This is a genomic window from Azotobacter chroococcum, from assembly GCF_004339665.1.
GTDB classification, from domain to species: domain Bacteria; phylum Pseudomonadota; class Gammaproteobacteria; order Pseudomonadales; family Pseudomonadaceae; genus Azotobacter; species Azotobacter chroococcum.
The window spans coordinates 14123-37976 of sequence record NZ_SMMU01000024.1; the positions used below are offsets into that span (position 1 = coordinate 14123).

Annotated in this window: 21 protein-coding genes; 11 read left to right on the top strand and 10 right to left on the bottom strand. The window is 69.7% G+C overall.

Translation table 11 applies throughout. From position 1 onward, the window contains the following. The 7 genes from EV691_RS16905 (at nt 1) to cptA (ending at nt 6915) form a co-directional block, all read left to right on the top strand. The gene (locus tag EV691_RS16905) at nt 1–1158 is read left to right on the top strand and encodes a 4Fe-4S dicluster domain-containing protein (RefSeq protein ID WP_131298547.1); all 1158 of its coding nucleotides are present in this window, start codon (nt 1–3) and stop codon (nt 1156–1158) included. Beyond that, nucleotides 1145–1603, top strand: coding sequence for a cyclic nucleotide-binding domain-containing protein (locus EV691_RS16910; RefSeq protein WP_131298548.1), 459 nt, complete (start codon nt 1145–1147; stop codon nt 1601–1603). Before EV691_RS16905 ends, EV691_RS16910 begins: the two co-directional genes overlap by 14 nt. Nucleotide 1604: 1 nt before the next feature. Next, entirely contained in the window at nt 1605–2435 is an 831-nt protein-coding gene (locus tag EV691_RS16915; RefSeq protein WP_131298549.1) for an FAD/NAD(P)-binding protein, read from the top strand. Between the two features lies 1 nt (nt 2436). After that, on the top strand, nt 2437–3207 hold the full coding sequence (locus EV691_RS16920) for an NADH-quinone oxidoreductase subunit B family protein (RefSeq protein WP_131298550.1): 771 nt from the start codon (nt 2437–2439) through the stop codon (nt 3205–3207). Continuing rightward, on the top strand, nt 3197–4498 hold the full coding sequence (locus EV691_RS16925; RefSeq protein WP_165496542.1) for a Ni/Fe hydrogenase subunit alpha: 1302 nt from the start codon (nt 3197–3199) through the stop codon (nt 4496–4498). Before EV691_RS16920 ends, EV691_RS16925 begins: the two co-directional genes overlap by 11 nt. Beyond that, nucleotides 4495–4980, top strand: a complete 486-nt coding sequence (locus EV691_RS16930) for a hydrogenase maturation protease (protein ID WP_131298551.1) — start codon at nt 4495–4497, stop codon at nt 4978–4980. Before EV691_RS16925 ends, EV691_RS16930 begins: the two co-directional genes overlap by 4 nt. A gap of 165 nt (nt 4981–5145) precedes the next feature. After that, a complete protein-coding gene (cptA, locus tag EV691_RS16935; RefSeq protein ID WP_131298552.1) occupies nt 5146–6915 on the top strand; it encodes a phosphoethanolamine transferase CptA in 1770 nt (589 codons plus the stop codon). Nucleotides 6916–7156: 241 nt separating this feature from the next. On the opposite strand, the gene EV691_RS16940 is transcribed toward cptA, so the two are convergent. The 6 genes from EV691_RS16940 to EV691_RS16970 form a co-directional block, all read right to left on the bottom strand. Next, a complete protein-coding gene (locus EV691_RS16940; RefSeq protein ID WP_131298553.1) occupies nt 7157–7720 on the bottom strand; it encodes a HupE/UreJ family protein in 564 nt (187 codons plus the stop codon). Nucleotides 7721–7992: 272 nt separating this feature from the next. Then, nucleotides 7993–8793, bottom strand: a complete 801-nt coding sequence (locus EV691_RS16950; RefSeq protein ID WP_131298555.1) for an ATP-binding protein — start codon at nt 8791–8793, stop codon at nt 7993–7995. Next, nucleotides 8784–10016 carry an NAD(P)/FAD-dependent oxidoreductase gene (locus EV691_RS16955; RefSeq protein WP_131298556.1) on the bottom strand — a complete coding sequence of 411 codons (1233 nt, stop codon included), beginning with the start codon at nt 10014–10016 and terminating at the stop codon, nt 8784–8786. Before EV691_RS16955 ends, EV691_RS16950 begins: the two co-directional genes overlap by 10 nt. Nucleotides 10017–10027: 11 nt before the next feature. Continuing rightward, on the bottom strand, nt 10028–11926 hold the full coding sequence (gene cooS / locus EV691_RS16960; RefSeq protein ID WP_131298557.1) for an anaerobic carbon-monoxide dehydrogenase catalytic subunit: 1899 nt from the start codon (nt 11924–11926) through the stop codon (nt 10028–10030). 1 nt (nt 11927) lies between these two features. Beyond that, entirely contained in the window at nt 11928–12488 is a 561-nt protein-coding gene (locus tag EV691_RS16965; protein WP_131298558.1) for a 4Fe-4S dicluster domain-containing protein, read from the bottom strand. Nucleotides 12489–12963: 475 nt separating this feature from the next. Then, entirely contained in the window at nt 12964–13272 is a 309-nt protein-coding gene (locus tag EV691_RS16970) for a PepSY domain-containing protein (protein ID WP_131298559.1), read from the bottom strand. Nucleotides 13273–13606: 334 nt separating this feature from the next. Here EV691_RS16970 and EV691_RS16975 point away from each other — a divergent pair, with 334 nt between their 5' ends. After that, nucleotides 13607–14353 carry a DUF2780 domain-containing protein gene (locus EV691_RS16975; protein ID WP_131298560.1) on the top strand — a complete coding sequence of 249 codons (747 nt, stop codon included), beginning with the start codon at nt 13607–13609 and terminating at the stop codon, nt 14351–14353. Nucleotides 14354–14811: 458 nt separating this feature from the next. Continuing rightward, on the top strand, nt 14812–16029 hold the full coding sequence (locus EV691_RS16980; RefSeq protein WP_131298561.1) for a sugar transporter: 1218 nt from the start codon (nt 14812–14814) through the stop codon (nt 16027–16029). A gap of 96 nt (nt 16030–16125) precedes the next feature. Here the strand turns inward: EV691_RS16980 and fecA are convergent, their stop codons facing one another. The 4 genes from fecA to EV691_RS17000 all read right to left on the bottom strand — a co-directional run bounded on the left by fecA (nt 16126) and on the right by EV691_RS17000 (nt 21030). After that, a complete protein-coding gene (gene fecA / locus EV691_RS16985; protein ID WP_131298562.1) occupies nt 16126–18492 on the bottom strand; it encodes a TonB-dependent Fe(3+) dicitrate receptor FecA in 2367 nt (788 codons plus the stop codon). Nucleotides 18493–18868: 376 nt separating this feature from the next. Next, complete coding sequence (locus EV691_RS16990; RefSeq protein WP_131298563.1) at nt 18869–19810, bottom strand: FecR domain-containing protein; 942 nt, start codon at nt 19808–19810, stop codon at nt 18869–18871. Further along, nucleotides 19807–20289 (bottom strand): sigma-70 family RNA polymerase sigma factor, encoded by a 483-nt coding sequence (locus EV691_RS16995; protein WP_131298585.1) that lies wholly within the window; start codon nt 20287–20289, stop codon nt 19807–19809. The genes EV691_RS16990 and EV691_RS16995 overlap by 4 nt, the downstream gene beginning before the upstream one ends. A 147-nt stretch (nt 20290–20436) precedes the next feature. Next, nucleotides 20437–21030 (bottom strand): hypothetical protein, encoded by a 594-nt coding sequence (locus EV691_RS17000; RefSeq protein WP_131298564.1) that lies wholly within the window; start codon nt 21028–21030, stop codon nt 20437–20439. A gap of 266 nt (nt 21031–21296) precedes the next feature. Here EV691_RS17000 and phnD point away from each other — a divergent pair, with 266 nt between their 5' ends. Further along, entirely contained in the window at nt 21297–22244 is a 948-nt protein-coding gene (gene phnD, locus EV691_RS17005) for a phosphate/phosphite/phosphonate ABC transporter substrate-binding protein (protein ID WP_377802336.1), read from the top strand. Then, entirely contained in the window at nt 22241–23794 is a 1554-nt protein-coding gene (gene vnfA3 / locus EV691_RS17010; protein ID WP_131298566.1) for a vanadium-dependent nitrogenase transcriptional regulator VnfA3, read from the top strand. Before phnD ends, vnfA3 begins: the two co-directional genes overlap by 4 nt. Nucleotides 23795–23854: the final 60 nt, after the last annotated feature.

Sequence of the window (23854 nt, forward strand, 5' to 3'; positions counted from 1 at the left end):
ATGGATGCTCTGCCGACCACAACGACCGCCGCGGTCCTCGACCGCGACGGCCTGCAGGCCCTGATCGAGGCCCTCGCCGCCCGCGGCTTCCGGGTGCTCGGGCCGCTCGTGCGCGACGAGGCGATCGTCTACGACGAGATCGCCGGGGTGGCCGACCTGCCGGCCGGCTGGACCGATCGCCAGGGCCCCGGGCAGTACCGCCTGGAGCGGCGCGACGACCAGGCGCTGTTCGGCTTCGCCGCTGCGCCGCAATCCTGGAAGCGCTTCCTGCATCCGCCGGTCGAAACCCTCTGGCGGGTGCGGCAGGGAGAGGGCGGGCTGCTCTTCAGCACCGCCGCCGAGGCGACGCCCAGATACGCCTTTCTCGGCGTGCGCGCCTGCGACCTCCATGCCATCGCCATCCAGGACCGGGTGCTCTGCGAGGGCGACTATCGCGATGACGCCTACGCGCGCCGCCGGCGCGGCGCCTTCATCGTCGCGCTGAACTGCTCAGAGGCCGGCGACACCTGCTTCTGCGTGTCCATGGGCAGCGGGCCGAAGGCCGCGGGCGCCTTCGACCTGGCGCTGACCGAGCTGCTTGACGAGCGCCGCCACGAGTTCCTGGTCGAGGTCGGCAGCGCGGCGGGCGGCGAGGTACTGGCCAGCCTGCCGCAGCGAGCGGCGCTGGATGCCGACCGGGCGGCCGCCGCGGCGGTCGTCGAACGTACCGCCGGGCGCATGGGCCGTCAGCTGGACACCGCCGGCCTGCAGGCGCTGCTGCAGGACAACCCGGAGCATCCGCGCTGGGACGAGGTCGCCGAGCGCTGCCTGAGCTGCGCCAACTGCACCATGGTCTGCCCGACCTGTTTCTGCACCACGGTGGAGGATCACAGCGACCTGGCGGGCGGCTCCGCCGAGCGGGTACGCCTGTGGGATTCCTGCTTCACCCTGGACTTTTCCTATATCCACGGCGGCAGCGTGCGGCAGACCGACAAGGGCCGCTACCGCCAGTGGATGACCCACAAGCTGTCCACCTGGTTCGACCAGTTCGGCAGCTCCGGCTGCGTCGGCTGCGGGCGCTGCATCACCTGGTGCCCGGTGGGCATTGACATCACCGAGGAGGCGGCGGCCATCCGCGCCACGCCGCACGTCCAGGGAGGCTCCCATGGAGAGTCTTGAGGAGATTCTCGGCCGGCATCCCTTCTTCGCCGGCTTCGAGGCCGAGCACGGCCGGCTGGTCGCCGGCTGCGCGCGCAACGTGCGCTTCGCCGCCGGGCAGTACCTGTTCCGCGAGGGCGATCCGGCCGACGAGTTCTTCCTGATCCGCCACGGCCGGGTGGCCCTGGAGCTGGTCGAGCCGGGGCGGCCGCCGGTGGTCTTCGCCACCCTCGGCGAGGGCGAGATCGTCGGCGCCTCCTGGCTGCTGCCGCCGTACCGCTGGCGCCTCGCCGCCCGCGCCACGGAGCTGACCCGAGCAATCGGCATCGACGCCGCCTGCCTGCGCGGCAAGTGCGAGGCGGACCACCACTTGGGCTACGCGATGATGAAGCGTTTCCTGCCGATCCTGGTGGAGCGGCTGCAGGCTACCCGCCTGCAGCTGCTCGATGTCTATGGAAAGCGCTGAGATGACCGCGCCCGATCCTTTCCTGCCGCAGCCCTGGCGGGTCGAGCGGCGCCGCCGCGAGCTGATCGGCGCCGTGACCCTGGAGCTCGCCCCGCTGGCCGGTGCGCGGCCGGACTTCGCGCCCGGCCAGTTCAACATGCTCTACGTGTTCGGCGTCGGCGAGGTGGCCATCAGCCTGAGCGGCGATGCCGAGCGCGGCACGACCTTCGTGCACACGCTGCGCAACGTCGGCGCGGTCAGTGGCGCGCTGACCGCTCTGCAGGTCGGCGCGAGCGTCGGCGTGCGCGGGCCTTTCGGCCGTGGCTGGCCGCTGGCCGAGGCCGAGGGCGCGGACGTGCTGCTGGTCGCCGGCGGGCTGGGCCTCGCGCCGCTGCGCCCGGCGCTCTACGCGATCCTCGCCCGGCGCGAGCGCTACGGCCGGGTGGTGATCATGGTCGGCAGCCGCAGTCCCGAGGACATCCTCTACCGCCGCGAGCTGGAGCACTGGCGCCGGCGTCCCGACCTCGAGGTGCTGCTCACCGTCGACCATGCCGACGCCGACTGGCGCGGCCATGTCGGCGTGGTGCCGGCGCTGATCCCGCATGCCGGGCTGGACCCCGCGGAGACGCTGGCGCTGGTCTGCGGGCCGGAGGTGATGATGCGCTTCACCGCCAACGCCCTGCTCGCCGCCGGCATCCGGCCCGAGCGCATCCACCTGTCGATGGAGCGCAACATGAAGTGCGCCGTCGGCCAGTGCGGGCACTGCCAGTTCGGGCCGTTCTTCGTCTGCAAGGACGGGCCGGTGCTGCGCTACGACCGCATCGGCACCATCCTCGCCGTGCCGGAGATCTGAGATGGATTCACGCCCGCGCCTGGCGGTCTGGAAGTTCGCCTCCTGCGACGGCTGCCAGCTGTCGTTGCTCGACTGCGAGGACGAGCTGCTGTCGCTCGCCGAGGCCGTAGAGATCGCCTACTTCGCCGAGGCCTCCAGCGCCATGGAGGGCGGCCCCTACGACCTCTCGCTGGTGGAGGGCTCGATCACCACGGCCCACGACGCCGAACGCATCCGCGAGGTGCGCCGGCAGTCGAAGTTCCTCGTCACCATCGGCGCCTGCGCCACCGCCGGGGGCATCCAGGCGTTGCGCAACTTCGCCGACGTCAACGAGTACATTTCCGTCGTGTACGCCTCGCCGCAGTACATCGAGACCCTGGCCACCTCGACGCCGATCGCCGCCCACGTGCCGGTGGACTTCGAGCTGCGCGGCTGCCCGATCAACAAGGTGCAGCTGCTCGAGGTGATCTCGGCCTTCCTCGCCGGGCGCAAGCCATCGATCCCCACCTACAGCGTGTGCATCGAGTGCAAGCGGCGCGGCAACCTCTGCGTGATGGTGCAGGGCACGCCCTGCCTGGGGCCGGTGACCCAGGCCGGCTGCGGCGCGCTCTGTCCGGGCTGCCGGCGCGGCTGCTACGGCTGCTACGGGCCGATGGAGACCCCGGACACCGCCATGCTGGCGCGCCAGTGGAGTGCCATGGGCGTCGCGCCGCGGGACATCCGCCGCGCCTTCCACACCTTCAACGCCTGGGCGCCGGCGTTCCGCGAGGAGGGCGAGGCCCATGACGACTGACAGGACGACCAGGCGGATCACCGTCGACTACCTGGCCCGCGTCGAGGGCGAGGGCTCGCTCGACCTGCACATCGAGGGCGACCGGGTCACCGCGGCGCGGCTCGGCATCTTCGAGCCGCCGCGCTTCTTCGAGGCCTTCCTGCGCGGCCGCGGTTTCGCCGAGACGCCGGACATCGTCGCGCGGATCTGCGGCATCTGCCCGGTGGCCTACCAGATGAGCGCGGTGCACGCCTTGGAGAACGCCTTCGGCGTGCGCGTCGAAGGGCCGCTGCGGGCGCTGCGCCGGCTGCTCTACTGCGGCGAGTGGATCGAAAGCCATGCGCTGCATGTGGTCATGCTGCACGCCCCGGACTTTCTCGGCTATCCGGACGCGATCCGCATGGCCGCCGAGCACGGCGAGCGGGTGCGCGGCGCTCTGGCGCTGAAGAAGGCCGGCAATTCGATCATCCGCCTGCTCGGCGGGCGCGAGATCCACCCGGTCAACGTCCGCGTCGGCGGCTTCTACCGGGTGCCGAGCCGTGCCGAACTGATGCCGCTGGCCGAGCAGCTGGGCCGCGCCCGCGAGAGCGCCGTCGAGCTGGTGCGCTGGGTGGCGGGCTTCGCCTTCCCGCGGATCGAGCGCGACTACGAGTTCGTCGCCCTGCGCCATCCGCACGAGTATCCGCTCAACGAGGGCCGGCTGGTGTCCAGCCGCGGCCTGGACATCGACATCGCCGACTACGAGAGCGAGTTCGAGGAGTGCCAGGTGCCGCATTCGACGGCGCTGCATTCGCTGCTCAAGCGGCGCGGCGCCTACCTGGTCGGGCCGCTGGCGCGCTACGCGCTGAACTTCGACCGGCTGCCCGAGGGGATACAGGCTCTGGCCCGCGAGGTCGGCCTCGGCCCGGTGTGCCGCAATCCCTTCCAGAGCATCGTGGTGCGCGCCCTGGAAGTCCTCTACGCCTGCGAGGAGGCGCTCGCCATCATCGCCGCCTACCAGCCGCCGGCCGTCGCCGCCGTGCCGGTGGAGCCGCGCGCCGCCACCGGCTTCGGCTGCACCGAGGCGCCGCGCGGCACCCTCTGGCATCGCTACGAGGTGGCTGCCGACGGCGCCCTCGCGGACGCGCGCATCGTCCCGCCCACCTCCCAGAACCAGCCGAGCATCGAGGCGGACCTGGAGGCGGTCGCCACGCCGATCCTCGACCAGCCCGAGGCGTTCATCCGCCAGCGCTGCGAGCTCGCCATCCGCAACTACGACCCCTGCATCTCCTGCTCGACCCACTTCCTCCGGCTGGCATTGCACCGGACATGAAGCGGCTGCTGGTGCTCGCCCTCGGCAACCCGGATCGCGGCGACGACGGCCTCGGCCCGGCGGTCGCCGCCCGGCTGCGGGGCCGGCTGCCCGCCGGTGTCGCGCTGCGGCTGTGCGCCGGCGATGTGCTGGAGCTGATCGAGGAGTGGGCCGGCGTCGATGTCCTGCTCTGCGTGGATGCCTCGGCGGCGCAGGGCGAGCCGGGGCGCATCCGCCGCCTCGATCTGGCCGCGGACGGGCTGGTGCCGGAGCCGGCGCTGGCGTCCTCTCACGGCTTCGGCCTGGCCGAGGCGCTGGGGCTGGCTCGCGCCCTCGGGCTGGCACCACCGCGGATCGTCGTGCATGCCGTGGAGGGCTGCCACTTCGCTGCCGGGGCGCCGCTGAGCGCCGAGGTCGCCGCCGCCGTGGACGAGGTCGCCGAGCGCATGCTCGCCGAAGTCGCCGGCTTCCGACGGCCGGCAGGGGACGCTGCCGCGCCCTGAACCAGCCGTCTTTGTCCGCCTGGCGACAGGCCTTCTCCCACTTTTGTCGGGGCGGTCATGGCATTTGCCATGCCCATTCTTGACGAAGTTTTCACTGCGCGTGCGGCATAGTCCATGCCAGGTCGGGGCAAACCCGGCAACCGCATGCTGCAATCGAGGCACCTCATGGCAACGACGAAAACTGCACCCGCCGGGCGTAGCGCTATCGACTGGGCCGGACTGGGCTGGATGTTCCTGTTCTTCTGGTATTTCTCCGGCGTGACCCAGGCCCTGCTCTGGGCCTCGGGCACCACCGGCTCCACCGGTTCCCGCCAGGTCCTGCTGGCCAGCGCCCTGTGGCTGGTGCCGCTGCTGCTGTTCCCCGGCCGCACCCGGCTGCTCGCCGGAGCGATCGGCGCCGTGCTCTGGCTGTGTTCCCTGAGCGGCTTCGCCTACTTCCTAGTGTACGGCCAGGAGTTCTCGCAGAGCGTCATCTTCATCATGTTCGAATCGAACGTGAACGAGGCGACCGAGTACCTGGGCCATTACTTCGCCTGGTGGATCGTGCTGGCCCTGATCGCCTACGGCCTCGGCGGCTGGCTGCTGTGGCGCAAGGTGCGCCCGGTGTATCTGCCGCGCCGCGCCGCGCTGGTCGCCAGCCTGCTGCTGTTCACCGCCTCGGTCGGCTATCAGGGCGTGCGCCAGTTCTTCAAGCACGAGGAGCCCCTGGCCGCCCTGGAGGATTTCGAGAAGCGCATCGAGGCGGCCTCGCCCTGGCAACTGGTGGTCGGCTACCGTCAGTACCTCCGGCAACTGGCGAACATGGAGAGCCTGCTGGCCAGCCGCGAGCAGATCCCGCCGCTGAAGAATCTTGTCGACGCCCATGCCGGACAGCCCTCGACCCTGGTGCTGGTGATCGGCGAGTCGACCAACCGCCAGCGCCTGAGCCTCTACGGCTATCCGCGGCAGACCACCCCCAACCTCGACAGGCTGCGCGGCGAGCTGCAGGTGTTCGACAACGTGGTCACCCCGCGCCCCTACACCATCGAGGCGCTGCAGCAGGTGCTGACCTTCGCCGACCAGGAGAACCCGGATCTGTACCTGACCACGCCGTCGCTGGTCAGCGTGATGAAGCAGGCCGGCTACAAGACCTACTGGATCACCAACCAGCAGACCATCACCAAGCGCAACACCATGCTCACCACCTTCTCCAAGCAGGCGGACGAGCAGTTCTACCTGAACAACAACCGCGACCAGAACGCCCGCCAGTACGACGGCACCGTGCTCGAGCCGTTCGCCCGGGTGCTGGCCGACGACGCGCCGCGCAAGTTCGTGGTGGTGCACCTGCTGGGCACCCACATGCGCTACCAGTACCGCTACCCGGAGGAGTTCGAGCGCTTCACCGACCGCAGCGGCGTGCCGGACAGCGTCACCGACGACCAGTTGCCGACCTACAACAGCTACGACAACGCCGTGCTGTACAACGACCACGTGGTGTCCTCGCTGATCGAGCGCTTCCGCGCCACCGACCCCAACGGTTTCCTACTCTACCTGGCCGACCACGGCGAGGCGGTGTTCGACGCGCCCGATCCGCAGGTGCTGGGCCGCAACGAGGCCGCGCCGACCGGTCCGATGTACACCGTGCCCTTCATCCTGTGGAACTCGCCGAAGTGGCAGGCGCAGCAGGCGCGGGACTTCAGCGCCAGCCTGCACCGTCCCTACAGCAGCTCGCACTTCATCCACACCTGGGCGGACCTGGCCGGCCTGCGCTTCGACGCGTTCGACCCGAGCAAGAGCCTGGTGAGCGCCGCGTTCAGGAAGCGCCCCCTGCTGATCGGCGATCCGGAGCAGCCGAAGAACCTGATCGACTTCAGCCTGATCAAGCCGAAGAAGCCCGTCGATCCGAGCAGCGAGTTCGTCCAGCAGGAGCGCGAGGCCAAGGAGCGGCCGCTGTAGGTCTCGCGTCCGCCCGTCTCCGGCCGGAGGCGGGCGTCGTCCCCGGGGCTGTGGCCCCGATGGCTTGCGCTTTCCTTCCGTTCCAGCCGGGCTCGCCCGGCTTTTTCGTCTCTTGGCGGCGTGCTTTTTTCAGGGGCAGGCCATCCGGTTTCGCACCGACTGGCCTGTGCGTCGTCTGCAGGATGGCGGGGGCGATCGCGAGGAAAGGCGAGGCGGCCGGGGCCGCCTCGGAAGGCGGGGTTCAGACCAGCAGCAGCGCGCCGCTGGCGGCGATGAGCGCGCCGGCGCCGCGGGTCAGCAGGGGCAGGCGGCGCTGCACGGCCGCAGCGAGCAGGCCGCCGCCCAGGTGCAGGGCCAGGCTGGCGGCGAGGAAGCCGCCGGCGAAGGCGGCCAGGCTGCCGCTGGCTTCGGCGCCGTGGGCGTGGCCGTGGAACAGGGCGAAGACGCCGGCCAGGGCCAGCGAGACGGCAGCCGGCAGGCGCGCGGCGCAGGTGATCAGCAGGCCGAGCAGCAGCACCGAGAGGGCGATGCCGGTTTCCACCTGCGGCAGGCCGATGCCGTTGGCGCCGAGCAGGAAGCCGCCGAGCAGGGCGGCGAGGAAGGCCGCCGGCATGGCGAATTTCAGAGCGCGCGGCTGCAGCGCGGCCCAGATGCCGATGGCCAGCATCGCCAGCAGGTGGTCGGCGCCGCCGAAGGGGTGCAGCAGGCCGGCGATCAGGCCGTTGCCGTCATGCCCGGGATGGGCGAAGGCGGCGCCGGGCAGCAGGGGCAGGGCGAGCAGGGGCAGCAGGTGGCGTGTGTTCATGTCGGGGGTTCCTGAGGCGGGTTTCCCGGCGCGCAGCTCAATGCTGCCCGTCGGCGGGGCGTTTCGACCCCGCAAGGTTGGAATGGGAGTGGTGGTGAACGGCTCCTGGCGCATGGGGCGCCAAGTGGAAGTGGACATGGCTGTGCACCGTGCCGTCGGCATGGATGTGCTCATGCTCGTGCTCGAAGGCCTGTCCCGGCGCAGCATGGACATGGCCGCTGGATGGGGACGCGGTGCCGCAGTTGCAGTTCTCGCACATGCTCGTTTGCTCCTTATGCAGGTTCGCCGGATCGGGCCAGCCGCTCGATGGCTTCGGCAATCGAGGCGGCCTCCCGGGCCAGTTCGGGCGACAGGTCATACAGCGGCGCGCCGGAGCGGTCGGCGGCCATCGCCGCCGGGGTCATCTCCAGGCAGCCGGCCAGCGGCATGTTCACGGCGGCGCCCTCGAAGAACGCCCGGTCCTCCGCGCCGCCCGCCTTGTTGCCGACCAGCAGCAGTTTCTCGATGCCGATGTCGCGGGCCAGCACCTGCACCTGGCGGACGGTGCGCATACTGCGGTTGGTCGGCTCGGCCACCGCCAGCATCACGTCGACGGCCTCGGCGGTGCCGCGGCCGAGGTGCTCGACGCCGGCATAGAGATCGAGCAGGACCACCTCGTCGCGCTCCAGCAGCACGTGCCGCACCAGCTGCTTGAGCAGGGTGCTGGCCGGGCAGATGCAGCCCGAGCCGCCCTGTTGCACGGCGCCGAGCAGCAGCAGGCGGATGTTGCCGAGGCTCGCCGAGAAGCGCTCGGGAATGTCGGAGACCCGCGGATTGAGCTTGAACATCCCGCCGCTGCCGCCGCGCGGATCGCTGCCGGTGCGCTCGGCGATCAGCTCGGCCATTTCGGAGATCGGCAGCAGGTCGAGCAGCGCCGATTCGGAGAAGCCCAGCGCCGGCCCCAGGCAGGGCGAGGGATCGGCGTCGATGGCCAGGACCCGGCGGCCCTGTTTGGCGTAGTGGTGAGCGAGCAGGCCGGTCAGGGTCGTCTTGCCGACCCCGCCCTTGCCGCTGATGGCGATTTTCAGGCCCATTTGACTGCCCTCAGGGGTTCCAGGGTGTGGATGTAACCGAAGCCGGGATGCGCCAGATGCGTCCCGAAGCGCTCGACGGCGGTGCCTTTCTTCATCATCTCGTGCAGCACGCCGGTGCCGTTGATCTCGCCGATCAACTGGCCGCCGGCCACCCGGCCGTCCTTGAGCAGGACCTTGCGCAGCGCACCGGCACCGTCCTGCCAGCGCAGGCAGCTATCGCCCGCCTGCACGCCGAACGAGGCGACGGGCAGGTCGAAGACGCGCACCACGTTGACCGCTTCCAGCCCCGGATGGCGCCGGTCGATTCCCAGCATGTTCCATGCCGCGATCCGCCCGGTGGAGACCGCGTTCGGCCAGTTGGGCACCACCCGGTGCTTTTCCGGGGCGTCCGGGCGCTCGATGACGTCGCCGGCGGCGAACACGCCTTCGACGCTGGTGCGCATCCGCGCGTCGACCAGGATGCCCCGGTTGCCGGCGATGCCGCTGCCGTCGAGGATCGACAGGTCGGCGCGCACCCCGGCGGCGCAGATCACCAGCTCGCAGGGGATCTCGACGCCGCCGGCCAGCACGCCGCGCACGCCGTCTTCGCCTTCGAGGATGCGTTCGGCGCCGCAGCCGGTGCGCACCTGCACGCCGTGCTCGACCAGCCGCCGCTCGACGAGGGCGGCCATTTCGCTGTCCAGCATGGCCGGCAGCACGTGGCGCTGGGCTTCCAGCAGGGTCACCGCCAGCCCGTGGCGGACCAGCGCCTGCACCGCCTCCAGGCCGATGAAGCCGGAGCCGATGACCACCGCGCGCCGGGCGACCTCGAGGCGCTCGAGGATGCCCTCGGCATCGTCCAGGGTCTTCAGCTCGAACACCCCGCGGGTGCCGGCGAGGCCGGGCACCGGCGGGACGAAGGCCCGGGAGCCGGAGGCGATCAGCAGCCGGTCGTAGCCGACGGCCTCGCCCCCGGCCCAGACCTGCCGGGCCTGCGGGTCGATCCGCGTCACCGGGCGGCCGTAGCGGATGTCGATGGCGTTGCGGGCGTAGAAGTCCGGGTCGCGCAGGAACAGCCGCTCCTTCGGCACGCTGCCCTCCACGTATTCGGCCAGCGGGCAGGGCGAGTAGAAGGGCACGCTCTCCTTGGAGAGCATGACGATCCCGCAGCTGCGGTCCTGCTCGCGGAGGGTTTCGGCGGCGGCGATCGCCGCCGGTCCGTTGCCGATGATGACGATCTGCATGCCGCCTCCTGTCAGATTCCCAGCGCCGCGCGTTTTTCGGCGATGTGCGCGACCATCCAGTCGGCGGCGCCCTTGGGCTCCAGCTCCACCCGCACCACGGCGCCGATCAGCTCCTGCAGGTCCTCGGTGAGCAGCTTGGTGACCATCGGGCCGCCGAGGATGCGCGGCGCCGGGGCGATATGGCAGGACACGCCGAGCGCCAGGAAGGAGCCGCCGATGGACACGGCCTTCTCCTGCACCAGCTCCGGCGCCGAACCCACCGCGGGCAGCTGGCCGACCTTGACGCCGAGGCGCTCGGCCAGCGCCACCATCAGGTCGACGATGCGCGAGTTGTCGACGCAGGCGCCCATGTGCCAGACCGGCGGCAGCGGGCCGTCGAGGCCGGCGGCCTTGCCCAGTACCTCGAGCACCGCCTTGAGGCCGTCGCCGCAGTAGCGGTACGTCGCCTCGCTGGTCATCAGGCCGTCCTGGGCGCAGATGTGCGCGGTGCAGCCGGTGGTCAGCACCAGCACGTTCTGGCGCAGCAGGTGCTTGACCATCTCCTCGGTCATGGCGTTGTCGCGGAACTTGATGCTCGAGCAGCCGACCACCCCGACGAAGCCGAAGATGTTGCCGTTGGCGACGTTGTCGAGCACCGGCTTGAGCGGGTCCTCGGCATCCAGCTTGGACAGCAGGTCGATGATCGCCTCGACCGACAGGCCGGCCACCGCCGTGCTCTTGTGCTGGGGAATGTCGACCGGCTTGCCGCGCCGGCGGCGGAAGGCGTCGATGGCCGCCTGGACGATCTGCCGGGCGCTCTCGTCGGCGTGGTGCGGCTCGAACGGGATGTGCCGGGCGTCGGGGATGCGCACCATGGCGTCGGTGGTGATGAAGGCGGTGTCGAAGCACTTGGCGACCTGCGCCAGCTGCGGCCAGATGCACTGGATGTCGACCACCATGGCGTCGACCGCGCCGGTGGCGAGGATCAGCTCGGTCTGCGAGTTGTGCGCGGCCAGCTTGACGCCGTGGCGCATGCTCAGCTCGTTGCCGGTGCAGCACACGCCGACCACGTTGATCCGCTCGGCGCCGGCGGCGAGGGCCTCGCCCTCCAGCTTCTCGGCCCACTCGAGGATCTTCTCCGAGAGCACCGGGTTGTGGCCGTGGGCGGCGAGGTTGACGCTGTTCTCCTCCAGCACGCCGACGGCGGCCTCGGTCACCGCGATCTCCGGCACGCCGAAGAGGATGTCCTGCAGGTCGACGCACAGGGTCAGGCCGGTCCAGCCGTCGATCAGGCTCATCTTCAGCACCCGCAGCATCAGCGAGACCGGGTCGGCGTCGTTGCCCATCGAGGTGGCGTGCATCGCCGTCTCGATCTCGTTGTGCGGGTTGGAGTACATCAGCCCCAGATCGCTCCACAGCGCCTGCTCCGCGGCCGGCGCGCGCTTGCTGAGCCAGTTGTTCGGCAGCTCGTCCTGGCGGCCGAAGTCCTCCAGGGCGATGTTCACCAGATCGCGGCAGATGTCGTTGACCTCACGGCCTTCGGTCGGCACGCCGAAGGTCCTGGCCAGCGCCATCACCTTGGATACGCCCTTGATCTGATAAGGCGCTTTGCCGTTCAGGGCGTCGCGCAGGGTCAGCAGCACATGGCGGGCATGACCGACGTGGGAGGCGGTGCCACCCACGGTGTCGCGCAGCAGGTTGCGGGCGACCATGGCGTCGGGGCTCAGGCCGCACACGCCGGTCTTCGGGCCGTTGCCGAAGGGGTCGATGCGGCACGGGCCCATGTAGCAGATGCGGCAGCAGGTGCCCAGTTCGCCGAAGCCGCACTGCGGGCTCATCACCTCCAGGCGGTCGCGGGCGGTGGCGAAGCCTTTGTCGTGGGCGACCTTGAGCAGGGCAGTCTCGATGACGGGAAGAATGGTGTTGTCCATGTCAATGGGTTCTCTTCAAGGATCGCAGGATGTCCATGCCGTTGGGGGTTGCGCTCTCGCCGCCGCAGACGGCCGCGTGCGCCGTGGCCTGGCGGCGCTGGGCGGCGAACTCCTCGGGGGTCAGGTAGAGCAGGGTGTCGGTCGGGCAGGCCGCCACGCAGGCCGGCGCCTCGCCCCTGGCGGTGCGCTCGGGGCAGCCGTCGCACTTCACGGCCTTCTTGCCGGCCGGATCGGCGGTCACCCCGCCGAAGGGGCAGACGACCACGCACATCCAGCAGCCGATGCACTTGTCGTGGTCGGAAAACACCTTGTCGGTGCCGCCGTCGCGCTGCATCGCGCCGGTCGGGCAGGCGGTCATGCAGGCGGCGTCGCTGCAGTGCTGGCAGCGCGACGGATAGCTGTAGGCGCCGACGCCTTCCACGCTGATCCGCCGCTGCGGGGGCGGCGTCTCCAGGATCGCGCCGGCCAGGGTTTTCGACTGGGAATGTTCGACCGCGCAGGCGATTTCGCACGACTTGCAGGCGACGCAACGCTCGGCCACGGTGAAGATGGTTCTGGACATACGCCTCTCTCCAGTTCCGGGAGGCGCGCAGGTCGGGCCTTCGCGGCAGCGAAGACGTACGAACGTGGCCTCCCGTCGTATCGGCGGGCTTCCCGCAGACAAGGTGGTTTCGGGAACGGTAGCGAGGCGGTCCGGGGTTGTCTGTCGGCTGGCCGACACCGGGCGGGGATCGTTGGCGCACTGGCCGGGCGGGGTTGCGGATAGACGAGGGGGCGGAGAGGTCGCGGCGCGCCGCTCCATGGCGTGGGCCGGTCGTGTGTCCGGCAGGCGCGGACAGGTCTTCGGCTGAACGCCGATCGGTTGTTTGCCAGCAGGGCTGTAGGAGCAGATTTATCTGCGATCCTTGGCAAAACCAGAAGCATCGCGAATAAATTCGCTCCTACCGAAGCGCTATCGACCTCACTTCCCGGGCTATCCCCCCATGGGAAAGTGCAAGACCTTGAAAGGGAAGGGCTTCGGGCGCCCGGCCGGCCGCTCAGTCGTCCTGATGGTCCTTGAGCACCTGGCCGTTGGCGGCGTCCAGGTGCACGTCCCACTTCACGCCCTGGGCGTCGCGCAGTTCGACCTGGTAGATGTAGCGGCCGTATTCCTCTTCCAGTTCGGTTTCATGGATGGTCGAGCCCGGATGCTTGGCCTGCGCCGCGGCATTGAGCGTCTCGAACGGCTGGATGGTGCCGGCCTTGAGCAACTGCATGGCCTTGTCCGGACCGAGGTCATCGGCCTGGGCCAGGGTGGCGGTGGCGGCGAGCAGGGCGATGGCGAACAGGGCGGTGAGGGTTTTCATCTCGGCTCTCCTGGGAGTCGTCGGCTTTCGATGGCTTCACTCTAGGCAGGCTCGCTTAAACCAAGCTGAATCGGCCGCTGCGCCGGTTCGACGGGGAGCTATTGCCGGCGGGAGGACGATGACCGACCATAGGGCCGCCCATCGATCCCTATCCCATCCCGGAGGTCGTGTCCGCGTGGGTCGTCACAGAAATGCCGTCGCCAGGCCTGCGGGCCGTCGTGCCTGCGACTGACCGCGCCGCCGCCACGGCCCGCGAATCGCCCCCCGTTCCCGCCCCTGTCCGGCCGTGCGCCGGGCGGCTGGCGCCTGCACCCCGAGTCGAGAGGTTTCCCCGATGAAAGCGTCCCCCTCCATTGCCCTGATCGCCCTGCTGGGGCTGGCGAGCGTCCCGGCCTTCGCCTTCGACCTGAACGCCGCCGCCCAGGCGGTTTCCGCCCTCAAGGGCGGACAATCCGACGAGCCCGCCGGTAACGACAGGACCTCGCAGGTGCTCGGGCTGGTCCAGGCCCTGAGCGCGCTGCCGATCACCCCGCTGCAGATGCTGGGCGGCACCGGCGCCCTGCTGGGACTGGCGCAGAGCCAGCTCAAGGGCAGCGACTACGCGCAGCTGGCCGAGTCGGTCCCCGGCATCGAGCGCCTCACCGGCAACAACGCGCTGGACCAGCTCGGCGCCCTCGGCGGCCTGGGCGCGCTGGGCGGTGGCCTCGGCGGACTCGGCGGCGGCCTGGGCGGCCTGCTCGGCAAGTCCGCCGAGCCGACTGCCGAACAGTCCGAGCAACTGGAGGAAACCGGCGAGCTGCTGGGCAACGTGCAGAACATGCAGGACGTCGACCAGGCCTTCTCCGCCCTGGGCATGGACGCCAGCCTGGCCGGCCAGTTCGCGCCCATCCTGCTGCAGTTCCTCGGCAACCAGGGCGTCGCCGGTCCGCTGATGCAGAACCTGGCCGGCGTCTGGGGCGTGAACGGCTCCGGTTTCGCGCCCGGCACCGGGGCCGGCGCTGGCAGCGCAACCGGTACGGGTGTCGGCAGCGGCAGCGTCCCGGCCGACACTGCCGGCTCGGGCAGCGCCGACGGCTCCTGATCCGCCGGGGCAGGTGTCCTTGGCCGAGCGGGAAGGGCGCCTGCGTATCCGTTTCTGAAGCCCCGCCTGCCCGGCGCCAACCACCGGCAAAGGCGGGCTGGCAGCCGCCCGAAGCCGGTTTCGGGCCGCCAGGCGATGGGCCGTGCCGGGCCATTTCGAATCCATCGAGATGCCGGCTGTCTGGTCGCGCAGAAAGCGCTTGGCAGGCCTGTTGTAGTGCAGGCAGGCGAGCTCTAGAATCTGCCTCGTCTGGCTGTCTCCTCCCATACTCACAATAAATTTCCCCGCCGCGCACTCGGTCGCCGCGTCCTGGCCTCAAGCCGTGGGCGGGCGCTTTGGCGCGTCCGCATTCAGGGTGTGGGTGCGTGTCCCTATTTTGCGAACAGGCGCCTGGTGTGGATTTCCCATGCTCGGCGGACGGCCCCTGTCGCCTCCCTTTTGAAGGTGCACGTCGTTAAATGAACACACCCCCGAATGCCCCGGCCGGCAGTTGGCTGAGCGTGCTTGCGCTGGCCCTGGCAGGCTTCATTTTCAACACGACCGAATTCGTTCCCGTCGCCCTGCTGAGCGCCATCGGCGGCAGTTTCGAGCTGTCTACCGACAAGGTCGGCCTGATGCTGACGATCTACGCCTGGGTGGTCACCCTCGCGTCGCTGCCGATGATGCTGCTGACGCGCAACATCGATCGGCGCAAGCTGCTGCTGTTCGTGTTCGTCCTGTTCGTCGCCAGCCATGTCCTGTCGGCGCTGGCTTCCAGCTTCGCCGTCCTGTTGCTGAGCCGGATCGGCGTCGCCCTGGCGCACGCCGTGTTCTGGGCGATCACCGCCTCCCTGGTCATACGTGTGGCGCCGCCGGGCAGGCAGACGCAGGCCCTCGGCCTGCTGGCGACCGGTACTTCCCTGGCCATGGTGCTGGGCATTCCGCTGGGCCGCGTGGTGGGCGAGATGCTCGGCTGGCGCACGACCTTCGCGGCGATCGGCGTGATCGCCACGCTGGTCCTGGTCTGTCTGGCCAGAACGCTGCCATCGCTGCCCAGCCAGAACTCGGGTTCGCTGCGCAGCCTGCCGGTGCTGTTCAAGCGTCCGGCGCTGGTGGCCTGTTACGCGCTGACCGCCCTGGCGATCACCGCGCATTTCACCGCCTACAGCTATATCGAGCCGTTCGCCGAGGCCGTCGGGCAACTGACCGGCGAGGCGACGACGATCCTGCTGCTGCTCTTCGGCGGCGCCGGCATCATCGGCTCCCTGGTGTTCGGCTGTTGCTACAACCGGACCCCGAACGGCCTGCTGGTCGCCGCGCTCGCGGCCATGGCGCTGTGCATGCTGCTGCTGGCGCCGCTGGCCGGGGACGCCTGGACGCTCGGCACGCTGAGCCTGGCCTGGGGGATCGCCATCATGTGCTTCGGGATGGTGCAGCAGTCCAGGGTCATGGCCCTGGCCCCGGACGCCACCGACGTGGCGATGGCCCTGCATTCGGGCATCTACAACATCGGCATCGGCGGCGGCGCCCTGCTGGGCGGCGCGGTGAGCAGCCAGATGGGGCTGGCGAACGTCGGCACCGTGGGCGGAGTGCTGGCGCTGGGCGGGCTGCTGTTGTGCGGCGCGGCGATCTATCGCTTCGGCAAACCGCTGCCCTCCAGACCTGTGCCGTTGGATGGCAGGGCATGCGAGGTTTGAGAGCCAGGTAGGGCAGGCTGAGTCCGGTGCTTGCAATCCCGCAGGTCGTGACCCGGCCTGCGGGATTGCATGACGATGCCATCCGCGGGGCCTCCTTCAGAAGCCCATCGACGTCTGCAGATACAGCGTGCGCGGCTGGCCGAGGTTCTTGCCCTTGTTGTTGTCGTCGTAGGAGCGGGTGAAGTACTCGGTGTCGAACAGGTTCTTCACCCCCAGCGCCACCTTGAGGTCGGAAGCCTGGGGGCCGAAGTCGTAGGCCGCGCGGGCGTTCCAGATGACGTGGCCGGGAATCCGTCCGGTGCTGCCGTCGAGGCTCTCCTCGACGGTGTTTTCGTTGTTGGCGTACTGGCTGGACTGGAAGGTGCTGTCCAGATCCAGGCGCAGCCCGTTGCGGGAATAGCCCAGGCCGAAGGTGCCCTTGTGCTTGGAGGAGAAGGGCACGCGGTTGCCCTGGTTGGGGCCGGATTCGCGGATGGTCGCGTCGACGTAGGCATAGGTGGTGTAGACGTCGAAGTTGGCGAGCGCCGGATGCAGGTCCGACAGCTTGTAGGCCACGCTGCCCTCGAAGCCACTGTGGCGGGTTTTCCCGCGGGCGATGATGTTGTCGTTGGTCTGGTTGCTGTCGTACTGGTTGTCGAAGTCGATCAGGAAGGCGCCCAGTTCGGCCTTCAGCGCCCCGTCGTCGTAGCGGGCGCCGACCTCCCAGGTACGGGCCTTTTCCGGTTCGATCTCGTTGACCTGGGCACGGTTGGGCATCTGGCTGTACTGGATCGAGCCGAAGGACTCCTCGGTGTTGAAGTACAGGTTGAGGCTGTCGGTCAGGCGATACATCACATTCAGCGCCGGCAGAGAGGTGTTGTAGTCCGCATCGTATTTCTCCCCGGTGAGCTTGTTGGTCTGCTCCGAGCGGATGCGTTCCAGGCGCAGGCCGGGGGTGATGGTCCAGCGGCCGATGTCGATGCGGTCGTCGATGAAGAAGGCGTTGGCGTGGGTGTAGCCGCGGGTGTCGCGGTCGTTGCGGCTGCCGGTGTCGGGCAGGCCGTTGCCCTGCGCCTCCCGGTAGCGCATCTCGTGGGAGGCCTCGCTGATGAAGCGGTGGCCGATGCCGACTTCGTGCCAGCTCTCGCCCAGGGCGAAGCCCTGGGTGAAGCGGGTTTCGAGGCCGCGCACCCAGTAGTAGCGCGGCGACAGGGAAACGAAGCTGCCTTGGTCCAGGTAGCCGCTGCGCAGGGTCCGGGTGAAGAAACCGTTTACCGAGAACTTGCGGGCGTCCCCCGTGTAGTCGTAGCCCAGCCCCACCAGGGTGCGTCGGCCCCAGAACTCGTCGAGCGGACGGGTGGACTGGTAGGGATCGTCGTCGAAATCGGCCTTGCTCAGGCCGCCGGGCATCTGCGCCTCGCCGTCGTAGTACTGGACGATGCCGTGCAGGCTGTGGGCGTCGTTCGGCTGGTAGCGCGCCTTGAGGATCATGTCGTCGATGCGGGTGTCGCTGTGCTCCCGGTAGTCGCTGCCGCGCACCCCGGAGTAGAGCAGCACGCCGCCCAGCCCGTTGTCGCCGGTGCCGCCGAGCAGCAGGTTGCCGGTCCGCTTCCAAGCGTCCTGGCTGGAGGAGGGGCTGACCTCGGTCTGGATGCCGCCCTTGAGGCTGAAGTCCTCGGGGATCGCGCGGGTCACGAAGTTGACGATGCCGCCCACGTTCTGCGGCCCGTAGCGGACCGCGCCGCCGCCGCGCACCACGTCCACCGCATCCATGTTGCCCATGGAGACGGTCGCCAGCGACAGCTGCGGCTGGCCGTAGGGCGCGAAGGGCACCGGGATGCCGTCCATCAGCACGGTGGAACGGGTCGCCAGGCGTGGGTTGAGGCCGCGGATACCGAAGTTCAGCGCCATGTCGTGGCTGCCGGTGCCGTTATTCTCCGGTGCGTTGACCCCCGGAATGCGGTTGAGCACCTCCCGCGTGCTGCTGGCGCCGAAGCGTTCGAACTGTTCGCGGCGGATCACGTCGCGCGCACCCGGATGGTTGAAGACGTCCTCTTCGTCGCCCTCGCCGAGCCAGTCGCCGACCACCGTGTCGGTGTTCAGCTCGAGGGAGCCCGTGCCGGCGGCGGGGGGGGCCGCCGCCTGCAGGCTGAAGCCTTCACCTTGCGCGACCGCCTGCAGGCCGCTGCCGGCGAGCAGCCGCTCGAGGCCCTCGCGCGGCTCGTATTCGCCCTGCAGGCCGGGGCTCTGACGGCCCTCGGTCAGCTCCGGGGTGAAGGCGATCAGCAGCCCGGCCTGCTGGCCGAACCGGTTCAGTGCCTCGGCCAGCGGGCCGGCCGGAATGGCGAAGGACTGGCGGGCCGTGATGGTCTGCGCGTCGGTGGCGGACCGGGCCTGGGCAGGCAGGGCGGCGCAGGCGATGGCACTGCCCAGAAGCAGGGTGGGACCAAGGGGCGAGGAGCGGAAGCGGGAAACGGAGGTCATACAGCGTTCCTGAATGCAAATGAAAGCGAGTCTCTATTCCCCCTGTCACGCGAAACGACGAAACGGCTCAGCCTGAATGAGAATTTTTCCTGAAGGTGGCCATCGCTTATGTCCGTGGCGCGATGGAGTCCGATCTGGCGCAGGGCAGCCCCCGCTCCCGCGACGGCTTGCTGCATGCACCACATCCCTGTGGATTGCATGAGGAGAGAAGTTCGATCAGTCCGAATGAACCACAGGCAACGCAGCACTGCGCCAAATCGGCCCCGTCCCTGTCGATTGCAGCCCTTGGCAAGGGAGCGACCATTGCCAAGGGCTGCGTCCTGCCCGGGCCGATTTCCGGCGGCAACGCGATCGTGGAAACAAGCGATGACAGGCCCTAGCCGTGGCGGGGCTGGACGCTGATCCAATAGCGGGTGCGCTGGTGGATTCTGACCGGCAGGGCGATTTCGAGCATCGCCAGGATGGCGCGACTGTCTCTCAGGGGATAGGTGCCGGACAGGCGCAGATCGGCGACGCGCGGATCGCAGCCGAGCCAGCCGCTGTGGTAGCGGCCGAGTTCGTCGAGAAAGTCCGCCAGGCGCATGTTGCTGGCTACCAGCATGCCGTTGCGCCAGGCAGCGACGGCGGCTTCGAAGGGCTGCGGTGTGCCGAGCCTGTGGCTCTCAAAGCGGATCTGCTGGCCGGCTGTGAGCGTCGCCTGCAACTCCGGGCGCGCGGCGCAGCGCACCTGCACCGAGCCTTCCAGCACGCCGAGCCGGCAGTGGTCGGCGTACTGGCGCAGGTTGAAGCGGGCCTGTTCGATCAGCAGCGAACCCTGGGCGGTGGCGACGCGGAACGGCGATGCGCCGGAAGCGACCTCGAGCTGGATCTCGCCGCGCAGCAGCTCGAGCCTGCGCGAGCTGGCTTCCAGACGCAGGTCGACCGCGCTGTCGGTGTTCAGGCTCAGCCGGCTGCCGTCGGCCAGGGTGATGTCGCGGCGTTCCCCAACGCCCGTGCGGTAGTCGGCCAGCCAGGGCTGCGCCTGGCGGCCGGCCAGCCATACGACAGGCGCGGCGACGGCGACCAGGCCGAGCATCCCCAGTACCTGGCGGCGGCTGTGTGCCGGCGCGCCTTCCACGGCGGCCCGCGCCGCCGCGGGCGGCAGGCCGCGCAGGCGCCGGTTGACGCTCTCGATGCGCTGCCAGGCGCGCTCGTGCTCGGGGTCGGCTGCGCGCCAGCGCTGCCAGTCGCGGCGCAATTGCTCGTCGGCGCCCTCCTGCAGCTCGACCAGCCAGCGCACCGCCTCCTCGGCGACCCGTTCGGAAACCGGCGGCTTCATTCGTGCAGCTCGGCGAAGTAGCAGCGCTGCGCCGCCTTGGCGAGGTAGCGCTTGACCGTGGCGAGGGAGATGCCCAGGCGCTCGGCGATCTCGGCATAGGGCAGACCGTCGAGCTGGGCGTAGAGGAACGCCTGGCGGACCGGCAGCGGCAGGTCTTCCAGCAGCCGCGCCAGCTCCAGCAGGGTCTCCATGGCGATGGCGCGGACCTCCTCGCTGGGCTGCTCCGCGGCAGGCAGCGCCGCCAGGGCTTCGAGGTAGGCGCGCTCGACGTCCTGGCGACGGTAGTGGTTGAACAGCAGCCGCTTGGCGATGGTGGTCAGGAAGGCCCGCGGCTGCTCGAGGCGCAGCAGGTCGCGGGAGCCCATGACCTGCACGAAGGCGTCCTGGGTCAGGTCGTCGGCGCTGTGCGGGCAGCCCAGCCGGCGCCTGAGCCAGCCGTTGAGCCAGAGGCGATGATCCAGATAGAGGCTGTGCAGCAGGTTGTGACGATCGAGGTTGCCTGTGTTCACGGCGAGAGCCCGGCTTTCGGTACTAATGATAATAATTATTATTATGTGGAAAGCGTACCGGCTCGTCATCTCCCTCCCGATCAGTTGCACCGCTTGCCCGGCACCGATGCGATCCCTTCAGATCTCGCCCTGCTGCATGGCCTTCTGTGGAAAGCGCCAGTTCTCGAACGCCTTGGGAAACAGCATGCCAGCGTCGCCGCGCGGGCCGCTGAACACCTGGCGCAGGCGCGGCGCGCCCAGCTTGCCGCTGGGGTCCAGCTCCTCCACCTTGTCCAGCGCCTCCAGGGATTCGGCCTCGCGGCCCAGGCGGGCCAGGTTGTAGGCGTAGGCGGTGAGCGACTGCAGCCAGAGACGGGTGAAGGCGTGCCAGTGGACGAAGTCGGCCATGTCCGCGCGGACCTCGCGCCAGTCCGCCGGCAGGCCGAGGCGCCGGGACAGCCACTCGATGCAGGCCAGCGCCCAGTGCGCGGCTTCCAGCGAGCGCCGCCGGTAGAAATAGAAGCGGTAGGCGACGATGCGCACGCCCAGGGTGTCCGGCGCCTGGTCGATGATTTCCCGGACCAGTGTCTCGGCTTTTTCCGCCTCGTTCCAGTGGGCGAAGATTTCCTTCAGCCTGGCGCGGGTGTCCGGCGGCAGGTGATGGCTGAAGTGATAGGGCTCAAGACGGTAGATGCGGGCGCTGGCGGGCTGTGACGAAGCGGACTCGGACATGGCGGTTGCTCCTGGACGGGGGGATGGGGCGCCCCTCGCAAGATCGGAGCCAGCGCTGCGGCTCTTCGCCCCTGCCGCTCGCTGCGTGGCCGGGGCCGGCATCCGGCGGGCCTTCGCTGCCGCGCCCGGCGGGCTCCTTCCCGCGTGCCTCCGGCCTCGGGCTGTTCCGGCCGGTGCGCAATCGGCCGGTATTTGGTTCGCATCCGTACGTTCTGCCCCGCTCGGGGGCCGATCGAGGGGGCGCGGCGCCTGGAACGGAGCTTGCTGTGTCTTCTGCGGATGCCGCCCTGGCGGCGCGACCACTCTCCGGAGATGCTGTTAGCCAGTCGATTATGAAAGCCCTCAGATGCGGATTGCTGCCCGGCGAGTCCCGGGCGGTGGTGGAACGACTCAACGAACCCCTGCGCGTCAGCCTGGAGCGCCGCCTGGGACTGCCGGTGAAGCTGCTGGTCGGCAGTACCTACGTGGCCACCGGCGAGGCCCTGCGCCGGGGACAACTGGATCTGGCCTACCTCGGCCCGGTGACCTACATCCTGCAGAGTCGCCACGCCGGCCTGGAGCCTTTCGCCCGGCCCACCCACGGCGGCAGCCGGGGGCCGACTTTCCAGGCGGCGATCCTCGTGCCCGCCGACAGCCCGGTGAAAAGCCTCGAACAACTGCGCGGCGCGGAGATCGCCATGGGCGACCTGGCTTCCACTTCCGGCGCCTGGGTGCCCCGGCACATGCTGTTGCGGGCGGGGCTGGCCGCTGACCGAGACTATGTGCGCCGCACCCTCGGCGCCCACGACCAGGTGGCCGCAGCGGTGGCCGCCGGCCAGTCGGCGGCCGGCGGACTGTCCCTCCAGGTCCTTCGCCGCCTGCTCGCCGAGAGGCGCCTGGAACGGCGGGCCGTGCGCATCCTCGCCGAGTCGCCGCCGATTCCCGAATACCTGTGGACCTTCCGCGAAGGGTTGCCGGTGGAGTTGCGCGAGGCCATACGCCGGGCCTTCTTCGAGCTGCGCGAGCCGGCCGCCCTCAGCGCCTACGCGGCGGAATCCTTCATTCCCGCGGTGGACGCCGATGTCGACAGGGTCCGCCACTGGATGGAGGAAATCCTCGAGGCCCGGCTGCAACCCGGCGGGCTGAAGGCCGCCGGCGAGCAGCCGGTTCAGCCCCTTCCCCGGTTGACGCTGCCCTGGCGGCGCGCCAGCGGAGCATCTGGAGAACGTCAATGAAGTCGCATTCCGTGGACGCGCTTTCCGGTCGGGAGCTGCCGGTGCAGGACAAGCCCTGCGAATGGGACATGGGCGAATGCCGCACCGATCTGCTGCCGCTGCTCGGCGAGCTGGGGCGCATCGCCAGCGAGGGCGGCGACCTGGCCGGCATCCTGCGGGTGCTGCTGGAGCTGATGCAGCGCCATCTGAAGGTGACGCGCGGCATGGTGACCCTGCGCGATCCGGAGTCGGGGCGGATCTTCGTCCAGCAGGGCTGCGGCCTGAGCGAGGAGGAGGAGGCCTCGGGCAGCCTCGCCCATGGCGAGGACATCGTCGCCCAGGTGGTGGACAGCGGCCGGGCGGTGCTGCTGCCCGGCGAGGCGGGCAGCCAGTCCTTCCTCTGCGTGCCGATCCGCCGCGACCGCAAGGTGCTCGGCGCCATCGTCGCCGAGCGCCACTACGCCAACCGGCAGATGCTCGAACTGGACGCGGAGATCCTCGCCATCCTCGCCGCCACCACCGCCCAGGCGGTGGAGCTGCACCTGCAGGAGCACGTGCGCAAGGTCGCTCTGGAGGACGAGAACCGCCGCCTGCGCTCGGCTCTGCAGAGCCGCTTCAGGCCCAGCAACATCATCGGCAGCTCGCGGCCGCTGCAGGAGGTCTACGCGCTGATCGAGAAGGTCACCCGCTCGCGGACTACGGTGCTGATCCTCGGCGAGAACGGCGTGGGCAAGGAGCTGGTGGCCAGCGCCATCCACTACAACAGCAGCAATGCCGAGGGCCCCTTCGTCAAATTCAACTGCGCCGCCCTGCCGGAGAGCGTCATCGAGAGCGAGCTGTTCGGCCACGAGCGCGGCGCCTTCACCGGGGCGGCGAACCAGCGGCGCGGGCGTTTCGAGGCGGCGGACGGCGGCACCATCTTCCTCGACGAGGTGGGCGAGCTGTCCCTGGCCATGCAGGCCAAGCTGCTGCGGGTACTGCAGGAAAAGAGCTTCGAGCGGGTCGGCGGCAACCTCACCCACCAGGTCGAGCTGCGCATCCTCGCCGCCACCAACCGCGACCTGCGGGCGATGGTGGAGCAGGGCCGCTTCCGCGAGGATCTCTACTACCGGCTCAACGTCTTCCCCATCACCGTGCCGCCGCTGCGCGAGCGCGGCAGCGACATCGCCACCCTGGCGGAGCATTTCGTCGCGCGCTTCTCCGCCGAGATGGGCGTCGCGGTGGAGCGCATCGCCGCGCCGGCGATGAGCATGCTGATGTGCTACCACTGGCCGGGCAACGTGCGCGAACTGGAGAACGTCATCGAGCGGGCGGTGATCCTCTGCGAGGGCGGCGTCATCGAGGCCCACCACCTGCCGCCTTCCCTGCAGATCCCGGCGGTTTCCGAGAGTCCTGCCGCCGGCGGCATTCTCGACGTACGTCTGGGGCAGGCGGAATACGAGCTGATCGTCGAGGCCCTCAAGCTGCACAAGGGCAACATGACCGAGGCCGCCGCCCACCTGGGCCTGACCCGGCGCATCCTCGGCCTGCGCATGGCCCGGCACAACCTGAACTACAAGGAGTTTCGCTGAGGCTGCGAGGCGGCGCCGAGGGGAGCCGGCCGTCCTCCTTGCGGAGCATGCCTCTACCGC

Coding starts and splice junctions, on each gene's coding strand:
- EV691_RS16905 (WP_131298547.1), top strand. CDS start 1: ATGGATGCTCTGCCGACCACAACGACCGCCGCGGTCCTCGACCGCGAC.
- EV691_RS16910 (WP_131298548.1), top strand. CDS start 1,145: ATGGAGAGTCTTGAGGAGATTCTCGGCCGGCATCCCTTCTTCGCCGGC.
- EV691_RS16915 (WP_131298549.1), top strand. CDS start 1,605: ATGACCGCGCCCGATCCTTTCCTGCCGCAGCCCTGGCGGGTCGAGCGG.
- EV691_RS16920 (WP_131298550.1), top strand. CDS start 2,437: ATGGATTCACGCCCGCGCCTGGCGGTCTGGAAGTTCGCCTCCTGCGAC.
- EV691_RS16925 (WP_165496542.1), top strand. CDS start 3,197: ATGACGACTGACAGGACGACCAGGCGGATCACCGTCGACTACCTGGCC.
- EV691_RS16930 (WP_131298551.1), top strand. CDS start 4,495: ATGAAGCGGCTGCTGGTGCTCGCCCTCGGCAACCCGGATCGCGGCGAC.
- cptA (WP_131298552.1), top strand. CDS start 5,146: ATGGCAACGACGAAAACTGCACCCGCCGGGCGTAGCGCTATCGACTGG.
- EV691_RS16940 (WP_131298553.1), bottom strand. CDS start 7,720: ATGAACACACGCCACCTGCTGCCCCTGCTCGCCCTGCCCCTGCTGCCC.
- EV691_RS16950 (WP_131298555.1), bottom strand. CDS start 8,793: ATGGGCCTGAAAATCGCCATCAGCGGCAAGGGCGGGGTCGGCAAGACG.
- EV691_RS16955 (WP_131298556.1), bottom strand. CDS start 10,016: ATGCAGATCGTCATCATCGGCAACGGACCGGCGGCGATCGCCGCCGCC.
- cooS (WP_131298557.1), bottom strand. CDS start 11,926: ATGGACAACACCATTCTTCCCGTCATCGAGACTGCCCTGCTCAAGGTC.
- EV691_RS16965 (WP_131298558.1), bottom strand. CDS start 12,488: ATGTCCAGAACCATCTTCACCGTGGCCGAGCGTTGCGTCGCCTGCAAG.
- EV691_RS16970 (WP_131298559.1), bottom strand. CDS start 13,272: ATGAAAACCCTCACCGCCCTGTTCGCCATCGCCCTGCTCGCCGCCACC.
- EV691_RS16975 (WP_131298560.1), top strand. CDS start 13,607: ATGAAAGCGTCCCCCTCCATTGCCCTGATCGCCCTGCTGGGGCTGGCG.
- EV691_RS16980 (WP_131298561.1), top strand. CDS start 14,812: ATGAACACACCCCCGAATGCCCCGGCCGGCAGTTGGCTGAGCGTGCTT.
- fecA (WP_131298562.1), bottom strand. CDS start 18,492: ATGACCTCCGTTTCCCGCTTCCGCTCCTCGCCCCTTGGTCCCACCCTG.
- EV691_RS16990 (WP_131298563.1), bottom strand. CDS start 19,810: ATGAAGCCGCCGGTTTCCGAACGGGTCGCCGAGGAGGCGGTGCGCTGG.
- EV691_RS17000 (WP_131298564.1), bottom strand. CDS start 21,030: ATGTCCGAGTCCGCTTCGTCACAGCCCGCCAGCGCCCGCATCTACCGT.
- vnfA3 (WP_131298566.1), top strand. CDS start 22,241: ATGAAGTCGCATTCCGTGGACGCGCTTTCCGGTCGGGAGCTGCCGGTG.